The 21,223-nt window shown below is 62.9% G+C and carries 17 protein-coding genes; 13 read left to right on the top strand and 4 right to left on the bottom strand.

Going from position 1 to position 21,223, the window contains the following annotated elements:
* Window positions 1–84: 84 nt before the first annotated feature.
* Both OU993_RS26965 and OU993_RS26960 read left to right on the top strand, forming a co-directional pair.
* Window positions 85–1,737: a sigma-54 interaction domain-containing protein gene (locus OU993_RS26965; RefSeq protein ID WP_268162159.1), complete on the top strand. Its 1,653-nt coding sequence runs from the start codon at window positions 85–87 to the stop codon at window positions 1,735–1,737.
* Between the two features lie 62 nt (window positions 1,738–1,799).
* A complete protein-coding gene (locus OU993_RS26960; protein ID WP_268162158.1) occupies window positions 1,800–3,272 on the top strand; it encodes a serine/threonine-protein kinase in 1,473 nt (490 codons plus the stop codon).
* A 25-nt stretch (window positions 3,273–3,297) separates the two neighbouring features.
* Here OU993_RS26960 and OU993_RS26955 read toward each other — a convergent pair whose 3' ends face one another.
* The 4 genes from OU993_RS26955 to OU993_RS26940 all read right to left on the bottom strand — a co-directional run bounded on the left by OU993_RS26955 (window position 3,298) and on the right by OU993_RS26940 (window position 5,514).
* A complete protein-coding gene (locus OU993_RS26955; RefSeq protein WP_268162157.1) occupies window positions 3,298–4,074 on the bottom strand; it encodes a MinD/ParA family ATP-binding protein in 777 nt (258 codons plus the stop codon).
* Window positions 4,075–4,196: 122 nt separating this feature from the next.
* Window positions 4,197–4,640, bottom strand: coding sequence for a hypothetical protein (locus OU993_RS26950; protein ID WP_268162155.1), 444 nt, complete (start codon window positions 4,638–4,640; stop codon window positions 4,197–4,199).
* 83 nt (window positions 4,641–4,723) lie between these two features.
* Entirely contained in the window at window positions 4,724–5,146 is a 423-nt protein-coding gene (locus OU993_RS26945) for an ATP-binding protein (protein ID WP_268162153.1), read from the bottom strand.
* Between the two features lie 14 nt (window positions 5,147–5,160).
* On the bottom strand, window positions 5,161–5,514 hold the full coding sequence (locus tag OU993_RS26940) for an STAS domain-containing protein (protein ID WP_268162152.1): 354 nt from the start codon (window positions 5,512–5,514) through the stop codon (window positions 5,161–5,163).
* A 104-nt stretch (window positions 5,515–5,618) separates the two neighbouring features.
* On the opposite strand from OU993_RS26940, the gene tssA reads away from it, so the two are divergent.
* The 11 genes from tssA (at window position 5,619) to tssM (ending at window position 21,220) form a co-directional block, all read left to right on the top strand.
* Window positions 5,619–7,409: a type VI secretion system protein TssA gene (gene tssA, locus OU993_RS26935; RefSeq protein ID WP_268162151.1), complete on the top strand. Its 1,791-nt coding sequence runs from the start codon at window positions 5,619–5,621 to the stop codon at window positions 7,407–7,409.
* A gap of 152 nt (window positions 7,410–7,561) precedes the next feature.
* Window positions 7,562–8,065, top strand: coding sequence for a type VI secretion system contractile sheath small subunit (gene tssB / locus OU993_RS26930; protein WP_268162150.1), 504 nt, complete (start codon window positions 7,562–7,564; stop codon window positions 8,063–8,065).
* 91 nt (window positions 8,066–8,156) lie between these two features.
* Window positions 8,157–9,638: a type VI secretion system contractile sheath large subunit gene (gene tssC / locus OU993_RS26925; RefSeq protein ID WP_268162149.1), complete on the top strand. Its 1,482-nt coding sequence runs from the start codon at window positions 8,157–8,159 to the stop codon at window positions 9,636–9,638.
* A gap of 88 nt (window positions 9,639–9,726) precedes the next feature.
* Window positions 9,727–10,137 carry a type VI secretion system baseplate subunit TssE gene (tssE, locus tag OU993_RS26920; protein WP_268162148.1) on the top strand — a complete coding sequence of 137 codons (411 nt, stop codon included), beginning with the start codon at window positions 9,727–9,729 and terminating at the stop codon, window positions 10,135–10,137.
* 11 nt (window positions 10,138–10,148) lie between these two features.
* Complete coding sequence (gene tssF, locus OU993_RS26915; RefSeq protein ID WP_268162147.1) at window positions 10,149–11,897, top strand: type VI secretion system baseplate subunit TssF; 1,749 nt, start codon at window positions 10,149–10,151, stop codon at window positions 11,895–11,897.
* Between the two features lie 56 nt (window positions 11,898–11,953).
* Window positions 11,954–12,958, top strand: a complete 1,005-nt coding sequence (gene tssG, locus OU993_RS26910) for a type VI secretion system baseplate subunit TssG (RefSeq protein WP_268162146.1) — start codon at window positions 11,954–11,956, stop codon at window positions 12,956–12,958.
* The gene (tagH, locus tag OU993_RS26905) at window positions 12,955–14,871 is read left to right on the top strand and encodes a type VI secretion system-associated FHA domain protein TagH (RefSeq protein WP_268162145.1); all 1,917 of its coding nucleotides are present in this window, start codon (window positions 12,955–12,957) and stop codon (window positions 14,869–14,871) included. Before tssG ends, tagH begins: the two co-directional genes overlap by 4 nt.
* The gene (gene tssJ, locus OU993_RS26900) at window positions 14,868–15,353 is read left to right on the top strand and encodes a type VI secretion system lipoprotein TssJ (protein ID WP_268162144.1); all 486 of its coding nucleotides are present in this window, start codon (window positions 14,868–14,870) and stop codon (window positions 15,351–15,353) included. The genes tagH and tssJ overlap by 4 nt, the downstream gene beginning before the upstream one ends.
* 72 nt (window positions 15,354–15,425) lie before the next feature.
* A complete protein-coding gene (gene tssK, locus OU993_RS26895) occupies window positions 15,426–16,766 on the top strand; it encodes a type VI secretion system baseplate subunit TssK (RefSeq protein WP_268162143.1) in 1,341 nt (446 codons plus the stop codon).
* Window positions 16,763–17,647 carry a type IVB secretion system protein IcmH/DotU gene (gene icmH / locus OU993_RS26890; protein WP_268162142.1) on the top strand — a complete coding sequence of 295 codons (885 nt, stop codon included), beginning with the start codon at window positions 16,763–16,765 and terminating at the stop codon, window positions 17,645–17,647. The genes tssK and icmH overlap by 4 nt, the downstream gene beginning before the upstream one ends.
* Before the next feature lie 9 nt (window positions 17,648–17,656).
* Window positions 17,657–21,220, top strand: a complete 3,564-nt coding sequence (gene tssM, locus OU993_RS26885; protein ID WP_268162141.1) for a type VI secretion system membrane subunit TssM — start codon at window positions 17,657–17,659, stop codon at window positions 21,218–21,220.
* Window positions 21,221–21,223: the final 3 nt, after the last annotated feature.

Genomic DNA, 21,223 nt, shown 5'->3' with positions numbered 1-21,223 from the left:
TCTGACCCCCGGCAAGCACGGGTGCGCCCCGTCGCCGGGACGATGCCGGCGGAAAACTGCGCAACTGGCAAGGGGACCGTGCCGATGAGCGAAGGGGCCTATGAGGAACTTCTGGAACTGACGATACGGCTTGCCAAGGAGCGTCGGGTGGAAGCCCTTCTGGTGCATGTTATCGAGGCTGCCCTGCGACTGTCCAAGGCCGAGGGGGTGGCGATCTTCACGCTCGACCGTCTCGCGCGTCATCTTCACCGTGTCTGCTTCAACTATCGCGGCATGACGGTCTCCGGCCATTCGGAAAACCGCATCGCGCTCTATGATCGTTCGCTCGCTCCGAACCTGAAGGATCCGGCGACGTTTGCCGCATCGACCTCGTCGATCGTCGCCGTGGCGGACATCGACAATGCACCCGGTTTCGACTTCACGAGCCTGAGGGAATTCGACAAGACGATCGGTTTTCGCACCCGTTCGGTCACGGTCCTGCCGATGAACGTGGAGGGAGAGGAGACCATCGGCGTGCTCGTCCTCGTCAACCTGCCCGATCGCAGCGGCAATCTGCTTGGAACATTGCCAAAGTCGATGGTGCGGCCGATGCAGGGACTTGCGGCGCATGCGGCGGCGGCCATCCGCAATGCCAGGCTCTTCGAGGAAAACCAGCGTCTCATTCGCCAGCTGGGCCGAATGAACGAGGAACTCCAGCAGGAGAATACCCGCCTGATCAGCAATGCCCGCCGCTCGGGCAAACCGCGCGGCCTCATCGGCAACAGCGCACCGATGGAAAAGGTTTTCGACCTGGTCGAGCGTGCGTCCGGCTCCTCCGTGCCGATCCTTTTGCGCGGCGAAACCGGCACCGGCAAGGAGATGCTGGCGAAATACATCCATCTGTCGAGCGTACGCAGCGGCACTCCCTTCGTCGCGCAAAACTGTGCGGCGCTGCCGGAAAACCTCCTGGAAAGCGAACTCTTCGGTTACGTCAAAGGTGCCTTCACCGGTGCGGTTGCCAACAAGCCGGGTCTGGCGCACGAAGCGCATGGGGGAACGCTGTTTCTCGACGAGGTGGGCGACATGCCGCCCGGCCTGCAGGCAAAGGTGCTGCGCCTCTTGCAGGAAGGCGAGATCCGGCGCGTCGGTTCGACCAAGACCGAAATCGTCGATGTGCGGATCGTGGCTGCAACCAATGTGAACCTGGAAGAGAAGATCGAGCGGGGAGAGTTCCGCAAGGATCTCTATTACCGGCTGAATGTGTTTCCGATCATCGTGCCGCCACTGCGGGAGCGGCCCTCGGACATTCCAAGGCTGATCGAACATTTCCTCAGCGAGGCGGCAAACGACCCGCAAAACCGGCCGGAACTGATGCCGGAAACGCTCGATACCCTGCTCAGGTGGAGCTATCCCGGCAATGTGCGCGAACTCAAGAACATTCTCGAACGAGCGGTGCTGCTTGCCAATCGCGGCGAGCCGATCCGACCGGAACACCTGCCGGCGGAAATCGCCGGTTTCCGCAACGACGATCAGACGGTGCGCCAGCCACTCGTGACGGATGGCGATCTGAAGACGATTGTGGGACAATACGAGGCGATGGTGATCGAGACCAAGCTGCGCGAGGTCAACTGGAACCAGAGCCATGCGGCGCGCGACCTCAAGGTAAGCCGCCGGACCATGGTGGAGAAGCTGAACCGGTACTCCATCCGCAAGCCGAGAAGCGCGGATCGGTACCCAGTCGAAAGAAGCGAAAACTGAGATTCTTTGGCGGCAGGAACGGCGAACGCAAGCAGACACCCGAGGCCAACGGTCCCGAGGCCGTGCTTGCCGCGTTTCTGGCGGGACGGCTGAGTTATGACGTCGTGGTGGAGCGCCTTGCGGCGGAAACTGCCCTTGATGCCCGGCAAGTCTGGTCCGCGATCGCCACCTTGAACGATGCCGGACGTCTGCCGGACGACGTGGCCGCCGTGCTGCGTTCCGCGCTGTCGCTCAGCCCGCCGCCGGCCGGATCCCCCACCGGCACTTCGCCGGCAGACAGTCTTTTCGACGAAGCCACCATACCACATGCGTTTGCACCAAAGGGCGATTGGGGCGCGGCGGAGAAGGCTCAGCAGGCGAGGCCTGCAGAACGGATTGAGACGGCGGACGTGGTTCTGCCGCCGGTTCCGGCACCTGTGCCTGCGGGCGTCCTGCCGCCATCGGCCTCACCGGCGGCCGACGCGTTGCCGCAGTTTCATCACCTGCAGGCGCGGGTCGATGATGCGGTTCTGTCCGGCCTGATCGGCGACTACAAATCCATGCGTGGCGGTCGAGGCTCGGAGGAAGCGGGCGCCGGACGCCCGGATGGCCTGAATTCGCTGCTCGGCACCTATCGCAGTGCGCGGTTTCGTTCGGATGCGCGGCGTATCGCCAGGCAGGGGGCGGGCAGCGCCTTGTCCCTGTCGCAGCTCAGCGATCACAGCCAGCAGCGGGCAGGGATCGGCTCGATCCTGCGCGACCGCTTCATCCTCGATGCGGAGATCGGACGGGGCGGCATGGGCATCGTTTATTCCGCGGTCGATCGTCGGCGGCTTGAGGCGGGCAGTGCGCAGCCCTATGTCGCGGTCAAGCTGTTGAACGATGCCTTCCGGTCGAATTCGAATGCGCTGCGAGCGCTGGAGGCAGAGGCCCGCAAGGCGCAAAGCCTTGCCCATCCGAACATCGCCACCGTCTACGATTTCGATCGCGACAAGGCGGAGGTCTTCATCGTGATGGAGCTCCTGAGCGGTACGCCGCTCAACAGGCTGCTGGCCACCTCGACGGGGCAGGCGATGCCGGCCGGCGCCATTGCCCGGATCCTGCGCGGGATCTGCTCGGCCATTGCCTATGCGCATGCCAATTCCGTCGTGCATTCGGATCTGAAGCCGGCCAATGTGTTTGTTGGCGAGGGCAACCAGGCCAAGGTGATCGACTTCGGTCTCGCCACGGCGGCCTCCGGCTTCGATGCAAGCAGTCTCGGCGGGCTTACCGCCGCCTATGCCAGCCCGGAAATGTTCGACGGGGCGATCCGGGATCCGCGCGACGACATCTTTGCCATTGGCTGCATCGCCTACCAGATGCTTGCCGGCTTTCATCCCTTCGCCCTCAAGCCGGCGAACGAGGCACGCGATCGGGGCCTTGTTCCCGAACCGGTCCCCGATCTGGACCCGGCCGCCTGGTCGGCGCTGGCAGGGGCGCTTGCCTTCGATCGCGGCGAGCGCATCGCCTCCGTCGAGCTGTTCGTTTCAGCCTTCTTCGAAAGCGACGGGCCGTGACAGTCCTGTCATCGGCCGCCGTCGCTCAGTCGAGGATCGCCTCGACCAGGCTTTCGATCCCCTGCGAAAAGGGATGGTCCGGGTAAAGCACGCGCATGAGGCCGGTGCTGCCGATGCGCACGAGATCGGTCGACAGCGGCAGAACTGCCGCGACCGGCGTGCGGTAGCTGGAGAAAACCCGTTGGGCGAGATCGCGGAAATCGAAGCTTTCCAGAGCCTTGTTGACAACGAGAAGCAGCTGCGGCACTTCCAGCTTGCGGGCAAGTTCGAGTGTGACGGCCGTGCCCTGATAATCCTGGATGTCCGGTCTCAAGAGCAGCATTAACGTATCGGAGATTGCGATCGACAGCAGCGTCTCCTCGTTGACGCCGGGATGCGTGTCGATCAGCAGGAAATCGAGATCCAGTTCGTGGCACAGATCGTGGAACCCGTTGTTCAGATCCTCGACATCGTATTTTTCCTTCAGAATGCGTGCGATCTCTCCCGTCTTGATACTGGATGGCACGAGAAACACCTGTCCACCCGCTGGCACCTGGCAGACACCTGCCTCGTCAACAACGCCCGAGGTCACATCGAGGGCTGCCTCGCGGACCCCGCATTTACCCCAGAGGTAATCGTTGAGCGTGAAGTGGACGCTGTGTGGATCGACGCGAAAAAGCGTGTGGATGCCCGGCGACTGGATATCGGTGTCGACGACCGCGACCCGAAGGCCGCGCAAGGCGAGGCCGGCCGCCAGATTGGCGGTGACGTTGGATTTGCCGGTGCCGCCCCGATAGGAATGTGTGGAGATGATCTTTGTCATGCCGCCTTACCGTTCCGCTCACATTGAATGCATTTTGGAATGCGCTGGGGAATGCATTTGGGATTACGCGTCGGGTGATGTGTCCGCTGTCGCGACCGCGCGGACGCACCGATTACGCAAGTCTACCGTTCCCGCTTAAAACGCTGGCGCAGTGACTTCGCCCGCTGTTGAAGATCCTGGAAATATTCGCTCTGAACGATTTCCTGGATTTCGTGCTCCGCCTGTTCCTCGTCGAAATCGACATCGAGCTTCTTCAGCTTTTCCCGCAGGTCGAGGTTCTCGCGCTTCAGCGCCTGTTGTGCCGTCTCCAGCTGGCGCTGCGTCTCGCGCAACTCCTCGATCAGCTGATTGGCGTGGAATTCGCGTGCCTCGATCTGCACGACCATGCCGGCAAAATTCTCCGCCAGTTCCCGGATGTCCGAGGGCAGGGCCTCGTCGGAGATGATCGAAAACAGCTGGTCCATGTCGTCGAAACGACCGTGCGCGATCGCCTCGCAGGTGAGAACCAGGCTTTCCATCGCCGTGCGGTGGGGGGATGCCGGGGCCTGCTGATCATCGGAGTGCATGTCTGTCCTTTCGCGGCATGGAGGGGCCATTGGGGCCGCCGACCGGAGGTGCCGGCCCTCCGTCCGTCCGGCGTGGATCGGGTTCAGATGCCATCGAGCACCACTTGCGTTCGGTTGATGCCGTCGCGGCGCTCCCAGGAAATCTGGCGGGCCAGTTGATGCACCAGAAAGACGCCAAGGCCACCCACCTTCATATCCTCGAGGCTTACCTCTTCCGGAGAGGGAGGTGGTTTGGACACGTCGAAGGGTTCGGACTGATCGTGGATCTCCAGACGCAGGCGGCCATCGTCCATCACGCTGATGCCGATCGTGACGGTATCTGCCGCGGCTTGCTCATAACCGTGGCGGACGATGTTGACGAAGAGTTCCTCGACCACGAGAAGCAGGGTGTGTTGTGCCTGGTCGTCGAGGGCATTGCTGCGGGAAAAATTCTGGATCGCCGTCTGCACGCGCGCAAGCTCGTCGAGGTCGTTGGTGACGTCGATCGTGCAGGCGCGACTGGTCATCGCCTTTTTTCCTCTCAAGCCTGTGCTTGCGGAGCGGCGAGGGCGATGGCATCCGCCGCCGAACCGACCACCGCGATGATCTTCAGGAAACCCGAAATCCGAAGGACATCGTGTACGGGAGGCTGAAGCGCAAACAGGATGTATTTGCGGCCCGAGGGGGCCAGCTGTTTGGCGGCAACCAGCAGCGATCGCAGCCCGAAGCTGCTGACATAGTCGACCCCGCTCATATCGATGACGACCGGCCCCGTGCCCTCGTCGATGTGCCGCTTCAGATGCGCCTCGAAGGCCTTGGCGGTCAGTGTGTCGATCTTGCCCTTCGGCTCGATGACCACCAGGCCTTCCTCACTGCGTTCCGTGATATCGATCATGCCGTTGACGTCCTTCCCCGATCCAATCCGCGGGCTCTGCAGCCTCTGATCGGACCCTCTCGTCTTTTCATAGAAGTTACAATTTACACGACTATGACCAAGTATTGATTTTCGAACAGATCGATCAGGCAGTGTTCATCGCCATGTCACAAGGGCGGCGCTGCTGCCGCAACCCGAAGGACACGCAGCGGATGCCGGATCTGGACCTTGATGCTCTTCTCGATGATCCGCGCGCAGGGGTTGGCAGGCAGCCGATCCCTGGCGATGAACCGTCCGGGCGCGACCTGCGCGGCGAGGCCTCCTTCGATGAACTGGACAACGAGGTCCGCAAGATGGAAAGCGACGGACCGAAGGCCGTCGACTGGAAACTCGTCAACCGCAAGACTCTGGAAATCCTGGCGGGCCAGTCGAAGGACCTGGTCCTCGCATGCCGGCTTGTCTACGGCCTGCATGTCGCGGAAGGTTATAAGGGGCTCGCCGTTGGTGCCTCGATCCTTGCAGGCATGGCACAAGACCACTGGAACGGACTGTTCCCCGGCTTGAACCGGGAACGGGCGCGGGCCGGCAGCCTCGACTGGATGGCCGAACGTCTGGCGCAGGTGGTGGAAGGGCAACCGCCGGCCTCTGCCGATGCGAAGCTGTTTGCGCTTGTGGCGCATGACCGGCTGGTCGATCTGGACAATGCGGTCAGCCAGCGCATGACCAAGTTTCAGCCGGCGCTCGGCCCGCTGATCCGGGCCCTGCGTCCCTTTGCTCGCGAGACAAGAGCAGAGCTGGAGGCGAAGGCTGCGGCAGAGGCCGCGGCGAAGGAGCCGCCTCCGGTCGCAGACGTGAAAGCGCAGGACACCACCGCCAGCCCGCCGCAACCGGCAGCGGAGCAGGCCAGCCCATCGGCAGCCAACACCGCTGTGTCGACGCCCCCGCAGCCGGCACCCGCGGCCGACCGTGGGGTGCCCGCGCCGCCGCTGCCGGCGCTTGGCGCCATTCCGGTTGCGGAAGGTGTCGATGCTGCCTTCGACGCACTGTTTTCGGCAGCTCTGCGCGTTTCCGGCGCCTTGAGGGAGGGAGCCTCCCAGGATGCGCGCGTCTATCTGGCATCGCGTTTCGGCGCCTGGAGCAATCTGCGCCAGGCGCCGCCGGAGCGGGCGGGAAAGACACTCATTCCGCCGCCGCAGCGAACGAAACTGGCAGAGCTTCAGGCGCTCACCGCCGCCGGCAATCACCTGGGCCTGCTGATGGCAGCAGAAAGTGCCTTCATCACGTCGCCCTTCTGGTTGACCATGCAGTTCACCATCAATCGCATGATGCTGCAGCTCGGCGCGCCCTATGACGGATGTCGTCAGGTGGTCAACCAGTCCCTCGCGCTGCTGCTCGAGCGCATCCCGACGCTCATCGAACTCAGCTTTTCCGACGGGACGCCCTTTGCCGACGCCGATACCCGCGCCTGGATCGCCACCGAAGTTCTGGTCTCGCGCAGCTCTGCGCAGCCGGGTGGCGAACTGGAGGACGGGCTGGCGCAGGCCGAACGGCTTGCGCAGGACGGCAAGGTCCTGGAGGGGCTGAAACATCTGGCCGATCTTGCCGATCAGGCCGCCGATGGACGCCGCCGTTTCCAGGCAAAACTCACGCTGGTTTCCTTCTGCCTGCGTCACGATCTCGTCCAGCCGGCCGCCGCGCAGATTGCGGCGCTGGAGCGGATTGCGGAGGAGTGGCGGCTTGCCGCGTGGGAGCCGGCGCTTGTGTCACGCCTGCTCGTCCTGTCGTGGCAATGTCACGATCACAAGAATGCCGTGCGCCTGTTCGGCGAGGCGGGCGTCGTTCAGGCCAAGGCGAAAATTGCCGAACGCCTGGGCAGTATTGACGTCGTTCAGGCGGCGCGGCTCGTGTTGTCTTGAAGTTTCCGCGCTAGTTTAGGCCCGCGTTATAAAAGTTACACGGAAACCCGCCAAGATGGTGTCGATGGGGATGAAAAAGGCATAATTGTCGGGCTGTTTGCCCTTTCGACCCCGTGCGACATGAATTCATTGTTTTGGCGGGGGATTTCAGCATGACGAAAGATTCGACAGTTGCGCCCAAGGAACGGGTGAATATTCGCTACAAGCCGGCGACGGGCGACAGCAAGGAAGAGGTCGAACTGCCCCTGAAGATGGTGTTCCTGGGCGACTATACGATGCGCTCGGACGATACGCCGGTGGAAGATCGTGAACTCGTCAATGTCAACAAGGACAATTTCAACGAGGTCATGAAGGGCCACGATCTGCGCCTGGACCTCGCAGTACCGAACCGCCTCTCCGAAGAGACGGATGCCGGCGAGATGTCGATGTCGCTCAAGTTCGAAAGCATCAACGATTTCAGCCCGGAAGCGATTGTTCGCCAAAGCTCGGAAATGAGCAAGCTGCTCGAATTGCGCGAGGCTCTCGTCGCTCTCAAGGGTCCGCTCGGCAACATGCCGGCCTTCCGCAAGGCCATCCAGGGTGTGTTGGGTGACGAGGCCGCACGGGAACGGCTTCTCGCAGAGCTGACCGGTGCTGCCGCCAAGGAAGAGAAATAAATTTTCCGCGATGTGAGGGCGTGCCGCCCGCTGCCCGATCCCCATGCAGGTTTCGGGCTTTCTCCGTCCATTCTGAAGAAAGATTGCGTTCATGGCAGAAAGAGAATCCGCGCAGCAGCAACTGGCCGTCGAACAGACCGAGGTTTCGCTGCTTGACCAAATCCTGCAGGAAACCCGGCTGACTCCCAGCGATGATGGGTACGACACCGCGCGCAAGGGGATCAGCGCCTTCATCTCCGAACTGTTGAAGCCCACCCGTGCGGATCAGGCCGTCAACAGCGCGGCGATCGATCACATGATCGCCGAGATCGACAAGAAACTGTCTGCCCAGGTGGACGAGGTGCTCCATCACCAGGACTTCCAGGCCATGGAATCCGCGTGGCGCGGGCTGAAGTTTGCCGTCGACCGGACCGACTTCCGGCAGAACATCAAGATCGAGATCATGAATGTCTCGAAGGACGATCTTCTGACCGATTTCGAAGACAGTCCGGAAGTGACCAAATCCGGCCTCTACAAACACATCTACACCGCAGAATACGGCCAGTTCGGCGGGCAGCCGGTCGGCGCCGTCGTCTGCAATTATGCCTTCGGTCCCGGGGCTCAGGACGTGAAGCTTGCGCAGTATTGCTCCAGCGTCGGCTCCATGTCGCATGCGCCGTTCATCGCTGGCGCGGCTCCTTCGATGTTCGGTGTCGAGACCTTTGAGGAAATCCCGAACCTGAAGGACATGGAATCGATCTTCGAAGGCCCGAAATACGCAAAGTGGAATGCCTTCCGCCAGACCGAGGACGCACGCTATTTCGCCCTCGCTCTGCCGCGTTTCCTGCTGCGCACGCCCTATGGAGCGGACACGGTTCCCGTAAAGAGCTTCAATTACGAGGAACGGGCAGCCGGAGAGACCGGCAATTACGTCTGGGGCAATGCCGCGATTGCACTGGCGACCCGTATTTCGGACAGCTTTGCCAATTTCCGCTGGTGCCCGAACATCATCGGTCCGCAGTCCGGCGGTGCCGTCGAGGATCTGCCGGTCCACACCTTCGAGGCCATGGGCCAGCTGCAGAACAAGATCCCGACCGAGGTTCTGATTTCGGATCGCAAGGAATTCGAACTGGCAGAACAGGGCTTCATTGCGCTGACCATGCGCAAGGGCAGCGACAATGCCGCCTTCTTCTCGGCCAATTCGGTGCAGAAGCCGAAGGCCTTCGGCAACACGTCGGAGGGCAAGGCTGCCGAACTCAACTACAAGCTCGGTACGCAACTGCCCTACCTGATGATCGTCAACCGCCTTGCCCACTACATCAAGGTGCTGCAGCGCGAGAACATCGGCAGCTGGAAGAACCGCGGCGAACTCGAGTCCGAACTCAACAACTGGATCCGCCAATACGTCTCGGACCAGGAGAACCCCTCGGCAGAAGTTCGCTCCCGCCGTCCGCTCCGCAAGGCGCAGATCACCGTGTCGGATGTCGATGGCGAACCCGGTTGGTACAGCGTCGGCATGGCTGTGCAGCCGCACTTCAAATACATGGGCGCCGACTTCACGCTGTCTCTCAAGGGCAAGCTGGACAAGGCCTGACCTGTTTCAGGTCACAGGCATGCGGCGTTCAGGAGGATTGGTCGTCCGCATGCGGCGGGCGGCCAAGAGTGCAGAGTCGAGGTAGGCAATGGTGTCCGTCAGTCTTCTTCAGCGTCTTGAGCTCGATAGCACAAGTGCGGGGATGGCTGACGTGACCAGCGATTATGCCGTGATGCAGAGCATTCTGCGCAATCTGCAGATGATCCTCAACAGCCGGAAGGGCTGCTGCGAGACACGCCCCGACTTCGGCCTGTCGGACTTCAATGCGACGGGCGATTACCGGAATGCCCTGATGTCGATCGCCCGAGATGTCGAACGGCAGATCCGTGCCTTCGAGCCCCGCCTGCGCGGCGTTGCCGTGCGGCCGGTCGAAGACAGATCGCGCCTGACGGAATTCCTGTTCCATGTCGAGGCCGAGCTGGCGGATGAAGGGCGCGTCGTCAAGGTCCGCTTCGATTCCGTCCTCGGTTCGGACGGCCGCCTTCGGTTCAACGGGTAGGGGCGGGCGGCATGGCGATCAACACCTATTACCGCGACGAACTTGCCTATCTGCGGGAGCTCGGTGCGCTGTTTGCCCGCGAAAATCCGCGCCTGGCACGTCATCTCGGACATGAATCCTCCGATCCCGACGTGGAACGTCTGCTGGAAGGGGTCGCCTTCATGGTCGGCCGGTTGCGCCAGCGGCTCGATGTCGAAATGCCGGAGCTTGCAACCTCTCTGTTGCGCCTCGTCTGGCCGCATTATCTGCGTCCGGTGCCGCCCATTACGATGATGGCGATGCGGTTTGCCGAAGGGGCGGCAGGCGCCTCGATCCAGGTTCCGCGCAACACCCGGATCCAGTCGCGGCCGATCGACGGTGTCCCGGTTGTCTTTTCGACCTGTTATGACCTGACCGTCCTTCCGTTCGAGCTTCAGAACGCGCATCTGGACAACCGCAAGGGTTCCAGCCGTTTGACCCTATCCTTCCGCAGGCTGGCGGGGGCGGGGCTCCAGCCGCTGGCGCTCGCTCCTCTGACGCTGTTCTTCAACAGCGTCAAAGACCCGGGGACGGCGCGACGGCTGTTTCTGTTCTTCCTGGAACGTTGCCGCGGCATCCAGTTTTCCGCCGGTTCGGGAACGCCGGAGGCGGCGGACCTTCAGATCGAACCGATGGGCTTTGCCGCGGAGGAGGCGGTTCTGCCCTATCCCGAAGGGTCATTCGATGGGTTCCGCCTGATGCAGGAATATTTCGCCTGCCCGGAAAAGTTCATGTGCGTGCGGCTGCGTGGTCTGGAACGTTTCGCGGAGCGGGCTGGCGACGGTTTTTCGCTGTCCTTCGAATTCAACCAGACCTTTTCCGAAACCAGTCTGCTCGACAAGGGGCTCTTCGTCCTCAACGCGACGCCCGCCGTCAACCTCGTGGAAACCGAAGGCCGGGCGCTGACCGTCTCGCATGAGCGGTCCGAATACCCGGTGCGGCCGGTGGGGGACGCCAGCCATTTCAGCATCCACACGGTGGAAAAGGTGGAGGGCTGGGTCCAGGGCAGCGGTCGTCGGATCGAATACGAGCCCTTTGAGAGCTTCCGGCACGATTCTCCCGACGAGACCCAGCGGAAGCTGTATTTCCGCACGCAGGTTCGTTCCGCCATCGTCGGAAACGGGATCGACCATAACATTTCCTTCGTCACGCGGCTGGGAATGCTCGGTTTGCCGGAGACGGAAACGGTGTCTCTGAAGCTGATGTGTTCGAACGGGCCGCTGGTGCAGCGCCTCGGGATCGGCGCCGTCGACCAGCCGACATCCTCGACGCCTGCCAAACTTGCCTTCTCCAATGTGACGCCGGTCCTGCCGGAGGTCGCGCCGCCCATCGATGACAGTGTTCTGTGGACGCTGATCGCCAACCTCGCCAGAAATTTTGCCTCCATTGTCGATGTCGATGCCTTGCGTACGGTCGTTTCCGCCTACGATTTCCGGGCGCGTTCGGACCGTCAGGCCGCGCTTCAGCGTGACGCCCTGCTGAAGAGTTTCCGGGCCTTCGAACGCAAGGCCGTCGATGTGATCAGCCATGGGCGGCCGGTGCGGGGCTTCGAGCTGAGGCTCTCCCTTTCTGAGGGGATGATGGGCGGCGAGGAGGAGGTCTATCTGTTCGGCACGATCCTCGATCGTTTTTTGAAGTCCTATTCCAGCATCAACAGCCTGCATCGTTTCTCGATCCAGGGCATCGATGCCAATGTGGTGTTCCGCTGGGCGCCGAAATGGGGCGAGGCGACGACGCTATGAGCAAGACCGGGCTTGACCTTGCGGCCGCCGTCGGGCCTCTCGCTGGATCATCCGCAATGACGGACGATGCCGCGGCCTTTCACGAGTTCCGTTTTCATCAACTTGTGGCGCTGATGGAACTTCGCCGCCAAGACCGGCCGGCGATCGGTCAGATCGGTGATCCGGCGCTCGAATATCTGCGCTTTCGCGCGGCGCGTTCGCTCAGTTTCGGCCCCTCGGACATCCGCAGCGTCACCCATGATGCGGAGGCTGACCGGCTGGAACTGCGCGTGAACTTCTTTGGCCTGTATGGGCCGTCATCGCCCCTGCCGCCCGCCTTTACCGAAGCCATTATCGAGGCCGACCTCACGCCCGATCCGGTGGAGGATTTCCTCGATCTCTTCAATCATCGTCTGATCAGCCTGCTGCATGTGATCTGGCGCAAGAACCGGTATTATCTGCGATATGCGCCGGGCGGCAGCGATGCGCTTTCGCAGCGTTTCCTTGCCCTGTGCGGATTTCCGATCGAAGACCGCAGCACGATGGGCAGCATCTCGCGGGCTGCGCTTCTGCCGCATATGGGTCTGATCTCGCTGTTTTCGAATTCCGCCGATGTGGTCGGGGCCACGTTGTCGAATTTCTTCGCCATTCCCTGCCGGATCGAGGAGTTCATTGCGCGGACGGTGGACATTCCGGAAACCTCGCAGCTCTGCCTGGGTATCGCCAACAATCAGTTGTCGGAGGACGCGATCCTGGGGGTCGAACTCTCCGATTCCCTCGGCAAGTTCCGCATTCATATCGGCCAGGCGGATTTCCATCGCCTGGCTCGGTTCCTGCCGCATGGATCGGAACACCGACGCTTCTGCGATCTGCTGACCATGGTGACTCGCGAGCCGCTCGACCTCGACCTGATGTTCGATTTCATTCCGGAGACGGTTCCCCAGGCACGGCTCGGCGCGTCCCGGCTCGGCTGGAGTAGCTGGCTTTCGGCGACCGCATCCGCCGATGTCGAACATGCGGTGGTCATCTTCATCGACCCGTCGCCTGCGACTGCTTCCGGGACAGATGGAGGGCTCCAATGAGGCTGCGGCTTGTGACGGTCGGGACAACGGAACGTATGGAGCATGTTTTCGGTCCGGAAGGCGGTGTGTTCGGCCGTTCCGCGCGCTGCGACTGGGTGCTGCCTGATCCGCAGCGCATTCTCTCCTCCGTGCATGGCCGGATCATCATGCAGAATGGTGGTTTTCTCCTCATGGACGAAAGCACCAACGGCATCTTTCTGCAGGGCGCAACCGATCCGGTCGGACGCGGCAATGCCCTGCCGCTGACGAATGGCATGCGCTTCCATGCCGGCCAGCTGACGGTCGAGGCCGAGGTTCTGCCATCGGCGTCGATGGCCGGTGGACTGCCGGTCCAGGCGGCCCAGTCCAACCTTCTGCAGTCCTCTCCCCTGCGGCCCACCGGTCTCTCGTCAACGCAGCAGGCGGAAAACGCGCTTCGCGAGCGGGAGCAACTGGGGGATCTGTGGGGCCGTCATTCGCAGGATCCGCTCGACTATCTCTCCGGCGCGGCCGCACCCTTAGGGCGCCCGGCCTCTGTGGCGACCGATCCGCTTGTCGATGTGGGGCGTGGCTCTCTCCTGCCGCCCGACGTGCTTGCACCGGCGCGTTCCCCGGCAAACGCGTCCGCGCCGCCTGGCGCGGCCGGTAACGGTGCAGCCAACGTCGGGCATGCCGACCGTGTCCCGCGCGGCCCGAGCATTTCGCCTCTGCCCGACAGGGACCGGCCGGCAGATGCCGCAGTCTTTCCTCCGGCGCCGCAGCCGTTGATCGAGGTCTCGCCGGTTGCCGCCCCGGGTCCTGCCGCGGCGGCAGCGCCCGCAAGGCCGGCTGATCGCCCGGTGTCAAACAAACTGATCCCGGATGATTTCGATCCGCTGTCGATGCTGGGTGTCGTGCCCCGCACGGCGGCGGAACCGCCAAAACGTCCTGCCGATGCCGGAAACTGGCCGTCACCGCAGCCGGTGCGCCGTCCGCTCAGTCCCGAACTGATGGCGGATCTGATGGCGATCGAACCACGGCAGGCCCCGTTGCCGGCGATGCCGCGCGCGCCTGTTCCGGCACCGCCCATGCCAGAACCGCCCATGCCGGAGATTGCTGGGCAGGGGCCGGCAGATTTCGATCCCGCGCAGGTGATGCGCCAGCGCAGCGACGAACGGCGGGCGCGCCTTCAGGACAAGCTTGTTCAGCGGGGAGGTGTGCCCGCCTCCGTTGTCACGCCGGTCGGTACTCGTCCAAGTGTGGCGGCTGCCGGTGGTCTTCTGCCCGCCGAAGCCGTGCAGGTTTCCGCATCCGCGCCGCCGGTCAGCACAGCCGGCGGCGCGGACGGGGCAATGAGCCCGGCCGCACGCGCGCTTTTCCGCGGCATGGGGTTTGCCGACGCCGCGGTGTCGCGTGCCGATGAAGAGCGCATCATGCAGGATGTCGGGGAGATGGTCCGGGCCTTGACCGATGGCCTCGTTTCGCTGCTGGCGGCGCGGCGCATGGTCAAGAGCGAGTTCCGGATGGATGAGACGCAGGTCCAGCCGGAGGAGAACAATCCCTTCAAGCATTTCCGGATGGCCGAACTCGCCCTGGACGAACTTTTCCTCACCCGATCCGGCGGTTTCCTGCCCCCCGGCGAGGCGGCTGCTGCGGCGCTCGACGATGTCAAGGCGCATGTGATGGTCACCATGGCCGCGATGCAGCGGGCGATCCGCCTGTTTGCCGAACGCCTCGACCCCAAGCTGATCGCCCGCGAAGACGGCGAGGGGGCGGACCGCATTCGCGGGTTCGGCGCGCGGAAAGGCAAATGGGAAAGCTACGTGGACATCCACCAGCGCCTCTCCGCCAACCTGGATGGCGTTGCCCGGCAAATCATTGCGGAGGCCTTTGCACAGGTGCAGGAGGAACACGCACGTCAGGCCGTTTCCCAGTTTCGAGAGGATAGACCATGAACCTTACCCGGCGTGATTTCTGTGCCAAGTCGCTGATTGCGACGCCGTTCCTCCTGGCGGGCTGCTCCAGCCTCCCGGATCCGACGCCGATCGATGTCATCATCAATGCGGATGCCAACATCAATCCGGGCGAGACCGGCCAGCCATCCCCCGTCGTTGTCCGTATCTACGAACTGAAGGGTATCAAGGCCTTCAACAATGCCAGCTTCTTCGATTTCGACGACGATACCAAGCTGCTCGGTGCCGATCTCATCTCCAGCCGCGAATATGAACTGCTGCCCGGAACGGAGCGGAAATACGACTCCGAGATCTCCAGCGAGGCGGCGCATATCGGGATCGTCGTCAGTTTCCGCGACATTCAGGCTGCCAAATGGCGCGACAGCATCGAGCTCGAAAAGGGCTCGAAGAACCGTTTCATCATCTACGTGACCAGTCTTGCGGTCCGCATACAGAAATATTCCCGCTTTTCGCTCGGAGGCTGACATGGCGCAGCCGCGGTCGGGAGGTCAGCATTACTGGTTGTCGCGGAAGCACGGGCCTGAAGGAGGTTTTCATTGACGTCGAACGGCAAGCCCATCTGGCTCGAGGGCATGTTTCTGCGCCCGCAGCATTTTCAGCAGTATGACCGCTGGATCGAGGCATCCATTGATCAGCGCGTTGCGCCGCTGACACCATTCCCCTGGGGTATCCGCAGGCTCGAATTCGATCGCGAGGCGCTGAAGGTCGGTCAGCTTCGTATCACGGAGATCGAGGCGACCTTTCCGGACGGAACGACCTATACCGCTCCGGACAAACAGCCGCTGCCACCGGCAGTCCACGTCGGCAGCGAACAGCAGGGCAAGCAGGTCTATCTGACCCTGCCGATCCGCACGCCGGGCGGCGTCGAGGTTGGCGAGGCGGAGGCCGGGCATCAACGCCTGCGCCCGGCTCCCTTGCAGGTCATCGACAACAGCAAGGTGGCGCGCGCCGCCGTCGATATTCAGGTGGGGCTTCTCAATGCGCGACTCCTGTTCAACGACCAGCCGCTCGATGAACTGACCGTCCTGCCGCTCGCGGAGATCGAGGCGGTCGACGCGCTGAACAATGTGACGATGTCCGAGACCTTCATCGCGCCGGTGACGGCCACCGGTGCAAGCCGCCGGCTGACCGGCATCATCGAACAGATCCGGGGACTGCTGAGAAGCCGTGCGGCGGCGCTCGCAGCCGGTGCGCTTGGGCAGGCCGGCGAAAGCCGGTCCGGCATGCTCGACATCATGATGCTCGGCATCGTCAACCGCTTCGAGGCGAGACTTGCGCATGTCAGCCGGATTGGACTGCATGCTCCGGAAACCGTCTACCACGATCTCGTGGCCCTGGCCGGCGAGCTGTCCGCCTATGCCGGCTCGACGCGGCTGCCGCCGGAAATGCCGCCCTATCGGCATCTGGACCTGCGCGCAACGTTCGAACCGCTGCTGGCTCTTCTGCGTACGATGCTGAGCGTCATCGTCGAGCGCAACGCCGTCTCCATCGCGCTGACCGAACGGGATTTCGGGATTTGGCTCGGCCAGATCGAAGATCGGATGACGTTTGCCGAGCGCCGGTTCGTGCTGATCGCCCGCGCCAATGTCGCGCAGGAAGTGGTTCGCCAGCAATTGCCGATCCACATCAAGATCGGTCCGGTCGAGCAGATCCGCGATCTGGTCAATCTCCAGCTTCCGGGCATTGCCATCCAGCCGCTGTCGGTGGCCCCGCGGGAAATTCCCTTTTTGCAGAACGCCGTCTATTTCGAGGTGGACACACGCAACCCGCTCTGGGCGCGGTTCCGTGAATCCGCGGCCATCGCCCTGCATGTCAGCGGTGACTATCCCGGCCTCGTCCTTGAGATCTGGGCAATCCAGCGCGAGGCGAACGGATGACCCCCGGCGACGACGACAACGATCCGCCGACCGTGCTGCGTCCGCTCAGCCCGCGCGCACGTACGGCCCTCGCCGCCGGGGAACCGGCGGATGAGCCGACGGTTGTCGTTCGTCAGGCGCCGCCTGCCGCAACGCCGGCGCCTGCTGCTGCGGCTGCTCCTCTGCAAAGTTCCGTCGCTCTGGTGCAACAGCTCGATGCATCGCCCGAGCGCCGGCTTGTCCGGGCCGCAGCACCGCTCCTGCTGATTGCGGCGCAGTTGCGCGCCTCCACAGAACGCGCCGATGTGACGGCCCTGCGCCGCCAGGTCATCGAGGAGATGGACCGGTTTCAGCAGCTGTCGCAGAAACAGGGCGCCGAGGCCGGAGATATCATCGCCGCACGGTACGTGCTCTGCGCGCTGATTGATGAGACCGTTCTGATGACCCCGTGGGGCAGCCGCAGCGAGTGGAGTTCCAATACGCTGCTCAATCATTATCACAACGAAACCTGGGGCGGTGAGAAGGTCTTCTCCATCCTGGAACGGGTGACGGCGCAGCCGGTTCAACGACTGCCTTTGCTGCTTCTCATCCACAACTGCCTCATGCTTGGTTTCGAGGGGCGTTACCGCGTGATGGAACGCGGTCGCGATCAGTTGGAGGATCTGCGCAACGATGTGTCGCGGACGATCCGCCGTTATCTCGACACGGCGGCCGATGCACCGCTCTCGGCGGTCAGCCGGGGAGCAGGCGGCGGGCGCAAGATCCGCAGCTTTCTGCCACTCTGGCTGGCGGCAACGCTCGCCGCGCTGCTGCTTGCGGTCATCTATCTTTCCCTGGAATTCCGTCTCTCCGGCGTCATGGCTCCGCTGCTTGCGAAGATCGCCGCCCTGAACCTCGGTTAGGATGCCGGCATGCTGAGGACCTATTTTTTCAACCTGCTGCGCCCGTCGAACCTCATCATCCTGATGCTGCTGGTGCTGCTCGCCACCTTGTTCTGGCTGTTTGCGGGCGCACTCTCGTTCGGCGGTATCGCACCCTTCGCGGACGAATTCCTGCGCCTGGTCCTCGCCATCTCGGCCGTCGTGCTGTTCTTCGTCATCACCTTCCTGCGCTATTATCTGGCGCGGCGTGCCAATGCCCGCCTGATCAACTCCATGCTGCAGAACGACGAGCTGGTGTCGATGAGCGGCTCGATGTCGTCCGACGAGATCGAGATGATCCGCCAGCGGTTCGAGAGCGCGCTGACGACATTGCGGGACCGGCCGCTCGATGGGCGGCGCAAGCGGGAATATCTCTTCGATCTCCCCTGGTACATCATCATCGGGCCGCCCGGCACGGGCAAGACGACGATTCTCAAGAATTCCGGGCTGGACTTTCCACTGGCCGACCAGGATTCGGTCGCATTGCAGGGCATTGGCGGCACGCGGTATTGCGACTGGTGGATTTCCAACGAGGCGGTGCTGATCGACACGGCGGGCCGCTATACGACGCAGGATGTCAATCAGGGGATCGACGCGGCTGCCTGGAACGGTTTTCTGAAGCTGTTGAAGGAGAACCGCAGCCGGCGCCCGATCAATGGTGTCCTTTTGGCCATCAGCGTCGCTGATATCGTGCTGGCAAGCGAAAGCGAACGCCAACGGCACGCGGAAATCCTGCGTCAGCGCCTGCGGGAACTGCATCGCAATTTCGAGATGCGCCTGCCGGTTTATGTGATGCTGACGAAGTGCGATCTGATCGCCGGTTTCGAGGAGTTCTTCGACGACGCGACGGATGCCGGCCGCGAGCAGGTTTGGGGCATCACGCTGCCGCGCGATGACGATCAGGTGACCTTCGGTTCGGCCTTCGACAAGGGTTTTGCCGATCTGGTGGAGCGCATCGAAAAACGGCTTCCGGCCAAGCTCTCTGCGGAGCGCAACAACAGCCGCCGTTGCCGCATCTATGGTTTCCCGCACGAATTCGCATCGCTGGGCGATACCTTGCGCGGCTTCATCAGCGATGTGTTCCGCCCCAATCGTTACGAGGCGCAGCCGCTACTGCGGGGGGTCTATTTCACCTCCGGCACGCAGGAAGGCACACCGTTCGACCGGCTCCTCGGGGCGATGGGCCGCAGTTTCGGCCTTGCTGCCGGGCGGCAGCCGGCCATGAGTGGCAAGGGCAAGGCCTTTTTTATCCGCAAGGTGCTGACGGACATCGTGTTTGCCGAACAGAACCTGGTCGGTCGCAACAAGCGGCTGGAGAGGCGACTGATCCTGGCACGATCCGGTACGTACGCCGCCATCGCGCTCTTTGCCTTGCTGATGATCGGATATTGGCTCTACGGCCTGCAGACATCGATGAACGTCATCCGTCAGGCCAGTGCCGCGGTCGACAAGATGGCGGACAGCATCGCCCAGGCCGGCAATGACCGTTCGATGCAAAGCATTCTGCCGGTGCTCGACAGCGCGGGCGAGTTGCGTCGCATCGCACGATCCGGTCTACCGCTGCCGGATATCCTGTCGATCGACGCGCGCCCCGAACTGCGGGAGGTTTCCGAAACTGCTTATGACAAGCTGCTGGACGCCTATCTTCTGCCCGCCGTCGTTGCGCGGCTGCAGACGCAGATCCAGCTGCTGTCCACCTCGGCTGACCCGAATAATCTTTTGCTGCGCGATCAGCTGGAGGCCTATCTGATGCTCACCTCCGGCGAATCCTTCGACCGTGCCAAGGTCGAGGAGGAATTTCGCCGGCAGAGTGAGGCTGCTTTCGTTCTGTCCCCGGATGCGCGCAGCCGTATGGACGAACACACCGGGCGCCTCGCGATCCTCCTGCCCAAACGCGTCGCTTCCGATGCGCCCACCGTGCAGGCCGCCCGCATTCGTCTGAACGAGGTCCCGCAAGCCGCCGACATCTATGCGCGTATGGTTTCGGATGCGCAGCGCCGCTATCAGCTGACGCCGATCAGCATCGTCAACATTCTTGGCGGCGGTTCGCTGCAGGTGGATGCCTCGGCCGCTGGCAGCGGCGTCGTGCCCGGGTTCTACACGAAGAACGGCTTTTACCAGTTTTTCTTGCCGCGACTGCCGGAATATATCCGCAGTTCGACCGGCACGGACTGGGTTCTCGGCACCAACAGCATCAGCAACGACGCGTATCAGCAGCTCGCCAAGGAGATTGCCGCCGCCTATGTCAAAGACTACATCGCGGCCTGGCGGAATGCGGTCAACCAGGTGCGGGTCGTGGATTTCGACAACCTCAACCGCGCCCAGACCGTGTTGCGCGACCTGTCGAGCCCCCAGTCACCTCTGGTGGCCTTGCTGACACGTCTGCGTGAGAACACCGAATTGCCGCTTCCCGGCGACGAAAAACAGCAGGCCGCGGCGCAGCCGGGGCAGGCCTTGCCTTTGCCTGGCGTTGCGCAGCCGGTGGTGGGGGCAGTCAAGGACGCTCTTGCCAGCACGGCTCTGTCCACGGCTTTTGGTGATGCCCCTTGGCCGGGCACGACGATCGGTTCTGCCTTTGCGCCGTTGACACGTCTTGTCGATCCGCAGTCCGGCCAGAATCTCAACCAGGTGCAGCAGCTGTTTGCCGATCTTTACGGAACGGCGGCAAGCATCGCCGCGGCGCCGAGCCCAGAGGCTGCGGCCTTCGATTATGTGCAGCAGCGGATCAAGAACCCGACCAATGACAGCTTTTCCCGGTTGCGCTCCGAAGCTTCGACCAAACCCAATCCGGTGCGGCCGATGGTGGAATTTGCCGCCAACCGCACCTGGCTGATCCTGCGGCGGCTTGCCTATAACCATGTGAACCAGCGCTGGCAGCAGGAGGTTCTTCCGGTCTGCGACATGACGCTCCGCGGGCGTTACCCGTTCGCGGCCGCGTCACCCGATGAGGTGTCGCTGCAGGACTTCTCCGATGTCTTCCGGCCGGGTGGCCTGCTCGACCAGTTCTACAAGGACAATCTGCTTCCGTTTACGGTGGTGCGCGGGCGTCAGGTCATTCCGATCGGCGAGCAGACGGGCGGCATCGGCCTGTCTCAGGAGTCGTTGTCGCAGTTTGCGCGCGCCCAGCAGATCCGCGACGCCTTCTTCGGCGCAAACGGCACGACGCCCGAGGTGACCTTCACCATCGAGCCGGTCTATCTCGACCCGAAGGCGCTCCGGTCGAATTTTGTGCTGGATGATACGGAACTCGTCTACCGTCATGGCCCGATCCGCGGGCAGAACTTCACCTGGCCCGGCAAGCGGGATGCGAGCACGGCAACGCTGCGGATCACGCTTCTCGACAACACGACGGAGACCGTGGAAAAGACCGGCAATTGGGCGGTGTTCCGGGCCTTGACCGCCACCGGCCTTGCCCGCTCGGCGGGGCAGGAGCAATTCGAATTCGGTATCGAGAAGGACAAGGTGCGGGCAAGCTTCCGTCTGCGGGCGGCAAGTGTGGTCAATCCCTTCAACGGCGCACTGCTGGCATCCTTCCGCTGCCCGCCGGCTCTTTGAGGA

The organism is Rhizobium sp. SL86, from assembly GCF_026672545.1.
Lineage (GTDB): Bacteria > Pseudomonadota > Alphaproteobacteria > Rhizobiales > Rhizobiaceae > Neorhizobium.
The sequence above is the reverse complement of the archived record's forward strand: the minus strand, read 5'-3'. Positions and strand labels throughout refer to the sequence as shown.